At 72.0% G+C, this 13237-nt stretch carries 11 protein-coding genes; 1 reads left to right on the top strand and 10 read right to left on the bottom strand.

Annotated features, from left to right (window positions below):
* Positions 1–82: 82 nt before the first annotated feature.
* Together ASE25_RS11240 and pdxT are read right to left on the bottom strand one after the other, a co-directional pair.
* A complete protein-coding gene (locus ASE25_RS11240; protein WP_056825366.1) occupies positions 83–844 on the bottom strand; it encodes a YebC/PmpR family DNA-binding transcriptional regulator in 762 nt (253 codons plus the stop codon).
* A complete protein-coding gene (gene pdxT / locus ASE25_RS11235; protein ID WP_157623412.1) occupies positions 841–1536 on the bottom strand; it encodes a pyridoxal 5'-phosphate synthase glutaminase subunit PdxT in 696 nt (231 codons plus the stop codon). The genes ASE25_RS11240 and pdxT overlap by 4 nt, the downstream gene beginning before the upstream one ends.
* Before the next feature lie 184 nt (positions 1537–1720).
* Between pdxT and kynU the strand changes: the two genes are divergently transcribed.
* Positions 1721–2974, top strand: a complete 1254-nt coding sequence (kynU, locus tag ASE25_RS11230) for a kynureninase (RefSeq protein WP_056825364.1) — start codon at positions 1721–1723, stop codon at positions 2972–2974.
* Between the two features lie 30 nt (positions 2975–3004).
* Here kynU and ASE25_RS11225 read toward each other — a convergent pair whose 3' ends face one another.
* The 8 genes from ASE25_RS11225 to ASE25_RS11190 form a co-directional block, all read right to left on the bottom strand.
* Entirely contained in the window at positions 3005–4024 is a 1020-nt protein-coding gene (locus tag ASE25_RS11225) for a DUF4037 domain-containing protein (RefSeq protein ID WP_056825363.1), read from the bottom strand.
* Between the two features lie 223 nt (positions 4025–4247).
* Positions 4248–5186 carry a pyridoxal 5'-phosphate synthase lyase subunit PdxS gene (gene pdxS, locus ASE25_RS11220; protein WP_056825361.1) on the bottom strand — a complete coding sequence of 313 codons (939 nt, stop codon included), beginning with the start codon at positions 5184–5186 and terminating at the stop codon, positions 4248–4250.
* A gap of 101 nt (positions 5187–5287) precedes the next feature.
* Positions 5288–5839 carry a hypothetical protein gene (locus ASE25_RS11215; protein ID WP_056777231.1) on the bottom strand — a complete coding sequence of 184 codons (552 nt, stop codon included), beginning with the start codon at positions 5837–5839 and terminating at the stop codon, positions 5288–5290.
* Positions 5836–7008, bottom strand: coding sequence for a glycosyltransferase family 4 protein (locus ASE25_RS11210; protein ID WP_056777233.1), 1173 nt, complete (start codon positions 7006–7008; stop codon positions 5836–5838). Before ASE25_RS11210 ends, ASE25_RS11215 begins: the two co-directional genes overlap by 4 nt.
* A complete protein-coding gene (locus ASE25_RS11205) occupies positions 7005–8036 on the bottom strand; it encodes a phosphatidylinositol mannoside acyltransferase (RefSeq protein WP_056825359.1) in 1032 nt (343 codons plus the stop codon). Before ASE25_RS11205 ends, ASE25_RS11210 begins: the two co-directional genes overlap by 4 nt.
* Entirely contained in the window at positions 8033–8656 is a 624-nt protein-coding gene (gene pgsA, locus ASE25_RS11200) for a phosphatidylinositol phosphate synthase (RefSeq protein WP_020144318.1), read from the bottom strand. The genes ASE25_RS11205 and pgsA overlap by 4 nt, the downstream gene beginning before the upstream one ends.
* Before the next feature lie 93 nt (positions 8657–8749).
* On the bottom strand, positions 8750–9343 hold the full coding sequence (locus ASE25_RS11195; protein ID WP_056825356.1) for an HIT domain-containing protein: 594 nt from the start codon (positions 9341–9343) through the stop codon (positions 8750–8752).
* Between the two features lie 466 nt (positions 9344–9809).
* Positions 9810–13094: a GH92 family glycosyl hydrolase gene (locus tag ASE25_RS11190; RefSeq protein ID WP_056825762.1), complete on the bottom strand. Its 3285-nt coding sequence runs from the start codon at positions 13092–13094 to the stop codon at positions 9810–9812.
* Between the last annotated feature and the right edge of the window lie 143 nt (positions 13095–13237).

Here is a 13237-nt window from a genome sequence, read left to right as displayed (position 1 = left end):
GGCCTCCCCCGAAAGGACGGGAGGCACGCCGGTCTCGGCGTGCCTCCTCGTCGAACCTCGGGCGCACGAGCCCTCGGCGCGGTCAGTCCTCGTCGTCGTCGAGCTGCGCGAGGACGTCGTCGGGGATGTCGCCGTTGGCGAAGACGTTCTGCACGTCGTCGCTGTCCTCGAGGGCCTCGATGACGCGGATCATCTTCTTGGCGCCGTCGAGGTCGAGCGGGACCTGGAGGTTCGGGACGAACGACGCCTCGGCCGACTCGTAGTCGATGCCGGCATCCTGGATCGCCTTGCGGACCGCGACGAAGTCGGTGGCCTCGGAGATGATCTCCCACGTGTCACCGTTGTCGTTGACCTCCTCGGCACCCGCGTCGAGCACCACTTCGAGGATGTCGTCCTCGGAGCCGGCGCCCTTGAGGACGGTCACGACACCCTTGCGGTTGAAGACGTAGGACACCGAGCCCGGGTCGGCGAGCTGGCCGCCGTTGCGGGTCAGCGCGGTGCGCACCTCGGCGGCAGCCCGGTTGCGGTTGTCGGTGAGGCACTCGATGAGCACGGCGACACCGTTGGGGGCATAGCCCTCGTACATGATCGTCTGCCAGTCGGCCGCGCCCGCCTCGGCCCCCGAGGCGCGCTTGACGGCGCGGTCGATGTTGTCGTTGGGCACCGACGTCTTCTTGGCCTTCTGGATGGCGTCGTAGAGCGTCGGGTTGCCGGTGGGGTCGGCGCCACCCTGACGGGCCGCGACCTCGATGTTCTTGATGAGCTTGGCGAAGAGCTTGCCGCGCTTGGCGTCCTTGGCCGCCTTCTGGTGCTTCGTGGTGGCCCATTTGGAGTGGCCGCTCATGCAGTGTCCTCGCGTTCCGGTGACTGGCGTGCACCCGACTGCTGGAGTCGGTGCTCTCTGACGATCGAGACGAACTCGGCGTGGATCCGGCGGTCTGCCCCCACCTCGGGGTGGAAGGACGTGGCCATGAGGTTGCCCTGCCGGACCGCGACGATCCTACCGGCGGCCGGGCCCTCGCTGACGCGGGCGAGGACCTCGACGCCCGGACCGGCCTGCTCGACCCATGGGGCGCGGATGAAGACGGCGTGCACCGTGCCGGTCGTCGAGCGGTCGCCCCAGGCGTAGTCGAGGTCCTGCTCGAAGGAGTCGACCTGACGGCCGAAGGCGTTGCGCCGCACCGTGATGTCGAGACCCCCGAGCGTCTGCTGGTCGGGACGCGCGTCGGCGATGCGGTCGGCGAGCATGATCATCCCGGCGCACGAGCCGTAGGCGGGCATGCCCTCGGCGATGCGCCGCAGCAGGGGCTCCCACAGGTCGAAGGCGCGGACGAGCTTGTCCATGACCGTCGACTCGCCACCGGGGATGACGAGGCCGTCGATGGCCTCGACCTCGGCCGGACGCCGGACCGTGACGCCCTCGGCGCCGAGCGCGGTGAGGGCTGCGAGGTGCTCGCTGACATCGCCCTGGACGGCGAGGACGCCGATGCGCGGCACGCCGACGCCTTCGGCGCGACGGTCGGCGCCAGGGTCCACGGCGGGGTCCGCGGCGGGGTCGGCGGTCGTGCCGGGGATGGTGCTGATGGTGCTCACCGGGTCAGCGTAGAGCGCTCGTCGTGACGGACGCGCCACGGGTCGGGCAGCGAGAACCGTCTCGGATGCCAGACGTCCGCGGAGGCGGCCCTGACATCGGCACGATGCCACCGGATACGTTGCGGCCATGACGACGGTGCACACCCACGACGACCTGACCGCCCGCGCCGAGCAGGCCGATGCCGCCTCCCCGCTCCGGGGCACCCGCGACCTGTTCACCCTCCCCGACGACGTCATCTACCTCGACGGCAACTCGCTCGGCGCCCTGCCGAGCGCGGTTCCGGCCGTCGTCGACGACGTCATGCACCGCCAGTGGGGCGAGCGCTTGATCCGATCGTGGAACGAGGCCGACTGGTGGGGCGCGCAGACCCGCGTCGGCGACCTCGTCGGCCGTCTCGTCGGTGCTGCTCCCGGGCAGGTGGTCGTGACCGACTCGACGTCGGTCAACCTCTTCAAGGCGGTCATCGGCGCCGGACGGCTGCGGCCCGGCCGCCGCGTCGTCATCACCGACCCCGACTCCTTCCCCACCGACCTCTACATGACCGAGTCCGCGGCCGAGCTGGCCGGCCTCGAGGTGCGCCGGGTCCACCCATGCGACGCCGTGGCCGCCATCGCCGAGATCGGTGACGCCCTCGCGCTCGCCTCCTACTCGAGCGTCGACTACCGCACGGGCGAGCTCTGGGACCTGCGCGCGATCACCGTGGCCGCCCACGCCGTCGGCGCCCTCGCCTGCTGGGACCTCTGCCACTCGGCGGGCGTGATCGCGGTCGAGCTCGACGAGGGCGGCGCCGACCTCGCGGTCGGGTGCGGCTACAAGTACCTCAACGGCGGCCCCGGCGCCCCCGCCTTCCTCTACGTCGCGACCCGCCACCAGGACGACTTCGACCAGCCCCTCACCGGCTGGCAGGGACACGCCCACCCCTTCGAGATGCGTCCGGACTACGAGCCCGCGCCCGGCATCACCCGGGCCAGGGTCGGGACCCCGCCCCTGCTCTCGGTGCTCGCCCTCGAGGCCGCGCTCACGGCCTACGACGGCCTCTCCCCCGCCGACGTGCGCGCGGCGTCGCTCTCCGTGACCGGCACCTTCATCGACGCCCTCGACGCGCTCGGGATCGACCTCCCGCTGGCGACGCCGCGCGAGCCGGAGCGCCGCGGGTCCCAGGTGTCCCTGCGCCACCCCCAGGCGTTCGCCGTCGTGCAGGCCCTCATCGCCCGTGGTGTCATCGGGGACTTCCGCGAGCCCGACATCATCCGGCTCGGCTTCGCGCCGCTCTACGTCACCCACGTGGACGCGGTGCAGGCCGCGGTCCACGTCAAGGAGGTCCTCGACGGGCGCGAGTTCGAGCGTCCCGAGTTCGCCGAGCGAGGCGCCGTCACCTGACGCACCGCCGGGTCAATGGTGCTGCGCCCGTCATCGCGTGGGCCGGCGTCGACGGGCGTCCGTCAGCACGTCGACGTTGTCGCTCCACTGCTCGGCGGAGCCCACTCCTCGGGGCAGTGCCCGCACGGCCGGGTCGGTGACGCTGGCCTCGAGGACCTCGACCACCGCGCCACGCACGCCGCGGTAGGGCCGGTCCCAGAACGGCTCGACGGGGTCGGCGACGGTGGGCAGCCCGACCTCGCCCTGGACCACGGCCAGCACCCGCAGCGCCTCGACGAGACCGTCCTCCCGCTGCCGCCAGTCGGGCGATGCCACCGCCCGTTCGAGCGGCTCGAGGGCGACCGCGGACCGGGGCAGCCGGGCGACGCTCGTGCCGAGCCACTTGGCGTAGGGCGGCCAGCGCCGCTCGAGCAGGTGGCCCAGGTGCATCGCGATCCCGGCCAGCCGCGCCGCGACGACACGCGAGCCGAGGTCGTCGCCGCGCTCCCCCGTCCGGCCGACGAAGGGCAGCTCCTGCCCGAGCCGGACCCAGTCGGTCGCGACGACGTGGCGCCAGACGTCGTCGGGACACCACGCGAGGCGCTGGCGCATGCCGGCCAGCTCGCCCACGTCGTCGACGAAGACCGCTCCGCCGGTGACCTCGAGGACGGCCTGGCCCGTCAGGGAGAGCCAGTCGGCCACCGTCAGGTCGCGGGTGGGGTCGACGCCGAGGCGCGAGACGGCGAGGTCGCGGGCCGTCTCGACCTGCACCCGATGGCGCACAGCCGGGTCCCACGTCGTCGCGAACCGGGTGGGGTGGCCGGCGAACGACGCAGGCAGCTGCTCGGCGAGGTGGTCGTCGACGGCCATGACGACGTCGTCCGGGACGAGGAGGTTGAGCCTCAGGCCCCAGTCGTGGTCGCGCGACATCGCGTCGTCGAGCCCGAGGACGTCGGACCCGCTCCCGAGACGCGCTGCGGCACAAGGCATCCCGGGCCAGTGGTCACGCACGAGGGGCTCGACGACCCGCTCGAAGTAGGTCCGCGACAGCTCCGCTCCGGTGGCGCTCACGCACCCGATCGTGCCAGCCCCGAGCCCCCGCAACACACCGTGCAGGTCACAACCCAACGGGATCCGACGCCGGTGGGTTGTGACCTTCTCGGTGTGTTCGGGTCTGCGCGACGCGGGTCAGGGTGGCCCGCGGTGCCGGACCGACCGGGCCCAGGACGGCGTATGCCGCCGCGCCCGGTCGGGCACGGCGGCATACATCAGCGTGGAGCTGGGAGTGCGGAGGTCACCAACCGCGCTCGGAGAGACGGTGCGGCTGGGCGATCTCGTCGACGTTGATGCCGACCATGGCCTCGCCGAGGCCACGCGAGACCTTGGCGATGACGTCGGGGTCGTCGTGGAAGGTCGTGGCCTTGACGATGGCCTCGGCGCGCTGGGCCGGGTTGCCGGACTTGAAGATGCCCGAGCCGACGAAGACACCCTCGGCGCCGAGCTGCATCATCATCGCGGCGTCGGCAGGCGTCGCGATGCCACCGGCCGTGAAGAGCACGACGGGGAGCTTGCCGGCCTCGGCGACCTCCTTGACGAGCTCGTAGGGAGCCTGGAGCTCCTTCGCCGCGACGTAGAGCTCGTCGGGGCTCATCGAGTGCAGGCGGTTGAGCTCGGCGCGCAGGGTGCGCATGTGCGTCGTCGCGTTGGAGACGTCACCGGTGCCGGCCTCACCCTTGGAGCGGATCATCGCCGCGCCCTCGGTGATGCGGCGCAGCGCCTCGCCGAGGTTGGTCGCACCACAGACGAAGGGCACGGTGAACTGCCACTTGTCGATGTGGTTGGCGTAGTCGGCCGGGGTCAGCACCTCGGACTCGTCGATGTAGTCGACGCCGAGGCTCTGGAGCACCTGCGCCTCGACGAAGTGGCCGATGCGGGCCTTGGCCATGACGGGGATCGAGACGGCCTCGATGATGCCGTCGATCATGTCGGGGTCACTCATGCGCGACACGCCGCCCTGGGCGCGGATGTCGGCGGGGACCCGCTCGAGGGCCATGACGGCGACGGCGCCGGCGTCCTCGGCGATCTTGGCCTGCTCGGCCGTGACGACGTCCATGATGACGCCGCCCTTGAGCATCTCGGCCATGCCGCGCTTCACGCGCGTCGTGCCGGTGTGGCTCGTGCCGCTCTGCTGGTCAGCCGCGGGCGTGCTGCCCGAGGTCGGGGTGGTGCTCACGATGTCCTGCTTTCCCGTGATCTGGGTTCGGTGTGCCTCAAAGCGTAGGCCCCCGCGAGAGGTGCGGACGACGCGGTCCGCGGTCCTGCGCGTGGGGCCGGTCACACGAGGGCGAGGTGCTCCGGCGAGTCGTCGTTGAACTCGATGGTGTGCGGCATCGGGGTGTAGCCCGCGAGGTGGAACATGCGGATGGTCCACTTGCGCCGCACCCGGCGGACGTCGGTGACGGCGTCGTTGTGGAAGCGTCGCGCCAGCTGCACGCGCGTGCAGGCGGAGGAGAGCCGGGCGAGCACGTCCTGCCCCAGGGCCGTCGAGCGCAGCGTGCTGACGGCCTGCGGGGTGAGGGCGAGCTCGAGGGCCTCGGTGAGGTCGTTCTCGGCGAGCTCGCGGGCGTCGCCGTGCTCCGACGGTGCCTCGAGGGACTCCGCCGCGGCGTTGGCCAGGATGAGCGCGGTCGCACCGTCGAGGAGCCCGCTGTTGGCCAGCTCGACGGCCGCCTCGGCCCGCCGAACCAGCCGGGCGTCGAGGGCGGCGAGGGTGCCGCTGAGGCGGACGTGGAGCCGGTCGAGGCGGGCCGCCGTGTAGGAGAGGTACCAGGCGATGACGACGAGGACGAAGAGGATCGCGAAGACCCACGAGAGGACCTCGCTCACCGCGCACCCCCGCGCAGGAAGCGGTTCCAGCGTCCCTGCGGCTCGAGGTGCGCGGCCGCGACGCCCTCGATGACGGTCTCGTAGACGGCGAGGATCTCGTCGGCGACGACCGACCAGTCGAAGAGCCGGGCCCGGTGCTGGCCGGCGGCGGCGAGCTCGGCACGACGCTCGGGTCGTCGCAGCAGGTCGACGAGCGTGCGCGCGAGGTCGTCGGGCTGCTCGTTGGCGAACATCGCGCCGGCCGTGCCGCCGTCGAGCACGCGGGAGAACGCCGAGAGGTCGCTGGCGAGGACGCAGGCGCCGGCACTCATCGCCTCGATGAGGATGATGCCGAAGCTCTCTCCCCCGGTGTTGGGCGCGACGTAGACGTCGACCGACGCGAGCAGCGACGCCTTGTCGTCGTCGGAGACGGAGCCGAGGAACTCGCACGCGGCGACGACCTCGGGGGGCCAGCCCTCGGTGACCTCCTCGGGGTCACCGGGCCCGGCGACGAGGACGCGGAGTCCCGGGACCGAGCGGAGGATCTCGGGCAGGGCAGCCGCGAGCACCGGGAGTCCCTTGCGCGGCTCCCCCATCCGGCCGAGGAAGGCGATCGTCGGCGATGCGGGCGTGCCCATCCACGCCGAGCGCCGCGGGGCGCTCGCGAACCGGTCGACGTAGACGCCGTTGGGGATCACGACCGCATCGCCGCCGACGTGGGTCGTGACCGTCCGGCGGGCGTCCTCGCTCACGGCGATGCGGCCGGCGATCTTCTCGAGGCTCGGTCGGATGATCGGGTAGGCCGTCTGCATCGTCCGCGACCGCAGCATCGAGGTGTGGAAGGTCGCGACGATGGGTCCCTCGGCCGCCATGAGTGCGAGCACGCTGACACTGGGGGTGACCGGCTCGTGCAGGTGGAGCACGTCGAACTGGCCGGCGTCGAGCCACTTGCCGACCTTGGACGCCGTGACGGGGCCGAAGTTGAGACGGGCGACGGAGCCGTTGTAGCGCACGGCGGTGGCCCGGCCGGCCGACGTGACGTAGTCGGGCAGCTCGGTCTCGCTGTCGGCCGGCGCGAGCACCGACACGTCGTGCCCCTGGCCGATGAGGTGCTCGGCGAGGTCGCGCACGTGGAACTGCACCCCGCCCGGGACGTCGAACGAGTACGGGCAGACGATCCCGATCCTCACGTCGTGCGTCCCGTCGTCGGCTGCGCCGGCTGCGCGGAGGTCATCGCGGAGGTCATCGCGGAGGTCTGCGCGGCGGCGTCCGAGGACGCCGCAGGGGCGTCGAGGTCGTCGACGAAGACCCGCTGGAGCATGTGCCAGCTCGACGTGTGCTCGCGGATCGCGACGGCGACGTGGTCGGCGCACTGCTGGATGAGGTCGGCCGCCTTGACCGCCGTCGTGCCCTCGACACGGGGCACGAGGCGGTTGCTGAACTCGATGACCGTGCGGTGGCCGCCGAGGCCGGAGCCAGCGGGAGCGGGTTCGTACCAGATCCGGGCCGCGAAGAGCGGTGCACCGGTCATGAGCGACAGGACGGCCGGCCCCTTGGCCATCCGCGCGCGGTGGCCGAGGAGGTCGACCTCGACACCGCCGTTGGTGAGGTCGCGGTCGGCGGCCAGGGCGATGAGCCTCCCGCCGCTCCGTGTCGCGTCGAGCAGCCCGTGGAAGGGGTCGTCCCCGCCGGTGAGCGGGATGATGTCCATGTCGATGCTGCGCCGGAACGCGACGAACTCCTGAAAGACCTCTTCGGGCCTGAGCCGCTCGGCGACGGTCGTCACCGGCATGAGGCTGCCGGCGGACCAGGCCGCGGCGAGGTCGAAGTTGCCGAGGTGGCCGACGAAGACGACCCCGGCGTCGCCGCGCGCGCACAGCTCGCGGATCTCGGCGTCGCCACGGACGACGACCGCCCCGTCGATCTGGGCCCGGGTCAGGGACGGGAGCCGGAACGCCTCGCAGTAGTAGCGCATGTAGGAGCGCATCCCCTGACGCACCAGGGAGTCGAGGTCGGCGTCGGACAGCTCGGGCCGCACCCGACGGTAGTTCGACCGCAGCCGGTCGATGCCCTTCCCACCGCGCCGGACGGAGATGGCGGCCACCCGGTCGAAGAGGGCGTATGCCGCGCGCTCCGGGAGGGCGCGGACGACGGACCACCCGAGCTTGAAGCCGAGCACGCTGAGGGTGTCGGTGGCGCGGCGTGCGAGGTCGCTCACGCGCCCACCTCGCCGGAGGCGAGGGCCTGGCGACGCACCGTCAGCATCCGCTGGAGGACGGTGACGAGGCTGGCGACGGCGAGCAGGCCCAGGACGACGCCGAGCAGGATCGTCGAGTTGAAGAGGTCGGCGAAGAAGGCCGCGACGAGAACGGCGACGAGCCGGTCGGCGCGTTCGGCGATCCCGACGTTGGCCGTGTAGCCGAGGCCCTCTGCCCGCGCCTTGGCGTAGGACACGACGCTGCCGAGGATGAGGCAGCTGAGCGCGAGGCCGGCCATGAGCTGGTTGTTGCCCTTGCCGGCGTAGAAGAGCACGAGGCCGCCGAAGATCGCGGCGTCGCCGATGCGGTCGAGCGTGGAGTCGAGGTAGGCGCCCCACTTGCTCGAGCGGCCGGACTCGCGGGCCATGATGCCGTCGACGTTGTCGGAGAAGACGAACGCGGTGATGACGAGCACGCCGACCCAGATCTCACCGCGGGGGAAGAACGCCAGTGCCCCGGCGCAGACCCCGAGGGTGCCGACGACCGTCACGACGTCGGGACTGATCCCGAGGCGGAGGAACAGGTGGGCGATCGGACCGAGGATCTTGGTCAGCGACGCGCGCAGGAGTCTGTTGAGCATGGTGGTGACAGCGTACTGACCGGTCGGGCGTGCTCGGGCCCGGCGCACGCACCGTGGCGCGTCCGTGACCTGCGGGCCCGCGCCCGGTGGTCCTCAGTCGGTCGGCCAGGCATCGACGAGGCGCGCGCGGGTGTCCTCGAGCAGGACGGGCAGCGCCTTGGTCTGGCCGACGATGGGCAGGAAGTTCGAGTCGCCGCTCCAGCGCGGCACGACGTGCTGGTGCAGGTGGGCCGCGACCCCGGCGCCGGCCACGGCTCCCTGGTTCATGCCGAGGTTGTAGCCGTGCGGCTCGGAGGCTGCCTGCAGGGCACGCACGGCCTGCTTGGTCAGCGCCGTGAACTCGGCCGTCTCGTCGTCGGTCAGGTCGACGTAGAGGGAGACGTGACGGTAGGGGCACACGAGGACGTGGCCCGGGTTGTAGGGGAAGAGGTTCATCACCACGTAGCAGTGCTCGCCGCGGTGGACGATGAGGCCCTCCGCGTCCGTCTTGCCCGGAGCGGCGCAGAACGGGCAGCCGTGCCCGGCCTCCGCGGTGGGTCGGTCCCCGAGGATGTACGCCATCCGGTGCGGGGTCCAGAGCCGCTCGAAGCCGTCCTCGACGCGGGCGAAGGCGGTCGCCGGCTCGAGAGTGGGCTCGGGGGCGGGGCTCCCACCCGTGGGCGTCGGGCCACTCCCCTGCGTCGTCATGGTGACTGATCCTAGGACGACGCCCGCGACGCGCGACGACCCGCCTGCCGCGTGTCGATTTCCCCATCGGCCCGAGCTTCGGTTCAATGGAGTCGGCCCTGCGGTGTGTGAGACCGCAGGGCCTTCGTCGTACCCGGGACCTCGACAGGACCCGGACAGGGAACAGCCCTGCGGGTGTGAGAGCCGCAGGGCCGGGATCCTCGGACGCGCAGGCCTCGACGGACTCGTCGGTCGACCGGTGCGACGGAAGGTGAAGGCCCGGGAAGTATGAGTTCCCGGGCCTTCTGTTCGTCCTCGCCGAAGCGATTCGGAAACCGATCCGCCGAAGCGGTTCGGTTCCTCATTTGTAACCCCGCGGACGTCGGCGCGCAAGCCCTTGTCGGCAGTTTCTTCACCGCGACCCGGAGGGGGCGGCGTGTCGCCCTGACACGCCGCCCCCTCGCCCGCGGGAGGGCCTTCAGACCCGTCAGCGGAGCGTCAGGGCGTACACCTCGAAGCGGTCGTCGGCGGGCAGGGTGACGGCCTGGAGCTGCCGGGCGGGGTCGACGGCGACCGCCGTGCCGAAGATCTGGACCGGAGGTCCGTCGACACCCGCACCGCCCTTGATCCGATGGTCCATGGCGATCGCCACCGTGTTGCCGTTGTGCCCGCTGCCCGCGGCCCAGTCGGTCAGCGCGACCGGGACGGACTGGACGCTGCCGTCCGTGTAGGTCAGGCGCAGGGCCGTCCCCACGTCGCCGTTGTGCGTCGACCCGACGAGATGGATCGTGGAGCGGCTGCCGGCCTGCACGAGCAGCGTCTGACCGCGTCCCTCGACGAAGTTCGGCGTCGTACCGGAGGTGACCGGAGCGGCATACGTGGTCCCGTCGTGCACCCACGGGCCCGGGGTTGGCAGCAGGGCGGCGTCGTAGCTCCAGCCGCTGCCGTCGAAGTTGCCCTCGCTCGGTGCGGCGACGGTCGCCGTGCCGTCGTGGTTGCGGGCCGGCGCCAGGTCCACGGCGCATCTCGGTGCGCCGCCGACGCAGTCGAGGGCCTCGCGGACCTGAACGGGCACGGTGCGCGTCACGGGATCGACACCGGGTGCCGTGGCGGTGACGACCACCTCGTGGTCCCCCACCCCCAGGCCGGCGGGGAGGCGCAGGGTCACCGGCACCGTCGCGCTCGCGGGGACGCCGTCGCTGTGCAGCACGGCGGCGCCCTCGTCGCCGGAACCCACGTCGGCCGTCCAGCCTGCGGGGGCCGTCACGGACACGTCGACGGGCAGGCTCTTGGGGGCCTGGCCCACGAGGTCGACGGTGAGGCGGGCCTCACGCGCCCCGGTCGGCACGACCACGGGGTTCGGACGAGCGGCCATCGAGAGCGACAGGCGCGGGTCGCGTCCGGCCTGCACGGCCGACGGCGGCACGTCGGCCGGCGTCGTGCCCCACCGGCTCGGGGTCGTGCCCACCGTGTGCGCGATGGACCCACCGTGTCGGATGGCGTCCCAGCCGACCCAGCTCTTCGTGCTCTTCGTCCCGCCGACCGTGAGGCTCTGGACGTAGCGCCGGTCGTCGGAGACACCGGGTGCGGTGATCGTCAGGTGACCGCCCTGTCCGGTGCGCACCGACGTCGGTGAGGCGACGGCGACGTCGACGCGCTCGAACTGGGGCGAGCTGACGACGAAGACGTTCGACCCGCTCATCGTCGGGTAGAGCCCCCAGGACGAGAAGACGTACCACGCCGACATCGTGCCGAGGTCGTCGTTGCCGGTCATGCCGTCGGGGCCGTCGGTGAAGAGGGTGAAGGCCGCCCGCGCCACCGTCGCGATCTTGGCGGGCTGCTGGACCCAGGCGTAGACGTACGGCGCGAGCAGGTCGGGCTCGTTGTTCGGGTTGTAGGTGGGCTTGCTGTAGTAGGCGTAGGTCGCCTCGATCCAGTCGGTGCGTGCAGTGCCGGCCGGGTCGGTGAGCAGCTTCGGGTAGGCGAAGAAGTCGTCGAGGCGCTTCTCGGTCGCCGCCCGACCACCCATGAGGCGGGTCAGGCCGGCCGGGTCCTGCGGGACGAGCCACTGGTACTGGTACGAGCCGCCCTCGTGGAAGGCGTGGGACGCCTCGACGGGGTCGTACGGGTCGAGCCACGTCCCGTCGGCCAGGCGTGGGCGGAACGTCTGCGTCCCCGCGTCCCAGAGGTTGCGGTACCAGCCGCTGCGCTCGGTGAGCATCGCCGCGTCGGCGGTGTGGCCCAGTCCCTTGGCCATCAGCGCGAGTGACGCGTCGGCGGCGGAGTACTCCATCGTCGCCGAGGCCGGGTGGGCGCAGTCGTTGTCCCCGCCGTGCGACACGCAGTCGGTGCCCACGTCCAGACCGAACGGGATGTAGCCGAGCTTCTCGTACCAGTGCTGCCCGGCGCGGCCGTTGTACTGGCTGTCGGCCGGCGGGCGCTCGGTCGCGTTCTGCTTGAGCAGCGCGTACGCCTCCGCCTCGTGGCCGGCGAGGAAGCCCTTGCTCCAGCCCTCGACGAGGAACGGGGTGACGGGGTCGCCGGTCATGATGTTGGTCTCGCTGTTGACGAGCGCCCAACGGGGCAGCCACCCGCCCTCGCGACCGATGGCGAGCACGGACAGGTACGAGTCGCGGGCCACGTCGGGCGCCAGGACCTCGAGCAGCTGGTTCTGCGGGCGGTAGGTGTCCCACAGCGAGAAGTTCTGACGCGGGGTGTAGCCCTGCGCCACGTGGTTCTTCCCGTCCCAGCCGTGGTAGCGACCGTCGACGTCGGACGCGAGGTTCGGGTGCATGAGCGAGTGGTAGAGCGCTGTGTAGTAGGCGGTGCGGCGCTCGCTCGTGCCGCCGGTCACGCGCGCCTTGTCGAGCTCGGACTCCCACCGCTGCCCGAGCGCGGCTCGGGTGGCGTCGAAGTCGAACGAGTCACCGGTCTCGCTGGTCAGGTTGGTCCGCGCGCCCTCGGGGCCGGTGTAGCTGAGGGCGACCTTCATCGTCACCGACGTCGTGCCGGTCGGGAAGGTGACCGCGGCGCCGTTGCCGCCGTCCTTCGTCGAGGCGTCCCGGGCGCCCGACGTCAGCGTCGACCCGCTCCACGTGCCGAACGAGCTGAACGGGCGGTCGAACTCGGCACGGAACCACACGGTGTGCTCGTCCTTGCCCGCGCAGAAGTTGCCGTCGTGGATCCGGCCCTCGACGACCCGGTCACCGACGACGTGCACCTCGGAGTCGAAGACTCGCATGTTGGCCTTGCCGGTGTTGAGCAGGACGTTCGGCTGCTTGTCGGCCGGGAACGTGTAGCGCTGCCAGCCGGTGCGGTCGGTGGCGGTCAGCTCGGCCTGGACTCCGTGGGTCGCCAGACCGACGCGGTAGTAGCCGGGCTCGGCCTCCTCGTCGGCGTGGCTGTAGGTGGACCGGTAGCGGTCCGGGTCCACGCTCGTCAGGGAGCCGGTCGTCGGCATCACCGGCAGCTCGCCGACCACCGGGCATCCGACGCCCGACAGGTGGGTCTGGCTGAAGCCGTAGATCGAGCGCTGGGAGTGGTCGTAGCCCCCCTCTCCCCCGGTGTCGGGACTCACCTGCACCATCCCGAACGGGGCGCTGGCCCCAGGGAAGGTGTTGCCGTTGTCCTGGGTGCCGATGAACGGGTTGACCGCGTCGACGAGCCGCTCGGCCGGAGCGGCCGCCGCGGGTGGCGCCCCGGAGGGCAGGACGGGGCCGAGGACGGCGGCGGCGAGGACGGCGGTGCCGAGCGAGCGGAGCACGGTGCGCATGGAGGTTCCTTCACGGGCGACGACGATGTCCTGCCCGAGACTCGTGACGACCGGCGCGGCGGTCAACCGGTGGCCGGTGTCCTGTCCGATGGACGTGCGACATCGGACAGAAGCGGACGTATGCCGTCGGGCCGGGGCCCGGT

The sequence above is a fragment of the Terrabacter sp. Root85 genome (genome assembly GCF_001429185.1).
Taxonomy (GTDB): domain Bacteria; phylum Actinomycetota; class Actinomycetes; order Actinomycetales; family Dermatophilaceae; genus Terrabacter.
This window is presented reverse-complemented; position numbering and strand designations above follow the sequence as displayed.

What these genes read in the sequence shown, in the direction of transcription:
- ASE25_RS11190 (WP_056825762.1), bottom strand. Translation starts at nt 13,094, where the DNA reads ATGCGCACCGTGCTCCGCTCGCTCGGCACCGCCGTCCTCGCCGCCGCC.
- kynU (WP_056825364.1), top strand. Translation starts at nt 1,721, where the DNA reads ATGACGACGGTGCACACCCACGACGACCTGACCGCCCGCGCCGAGCAG.
- pgsA (WP_020144318.1), bottom strand. Translation starts at nt 8,656, where the DNA reads ATGCTCAACAGACTCCTGCGCGCGTCGCTGACCAAGATCCTCGGTCCG.
- ASE25_RS11195 (WP_056825356.1), bottom strand. Translation starts at nt 9,343, where the DNA reads ATGACGACGCAGGGGAGTGGCCCGACGCCCACGGGTGGGAGCCCCGCC.
- ASE25_RS11240 (WP_056825366.1), bottom strand. Translation starts at nt 844, where the DNA reads ATGAGCGGCCACTCCAAATGGGCCACCACGAAGCACCAGAAGGCGGCC.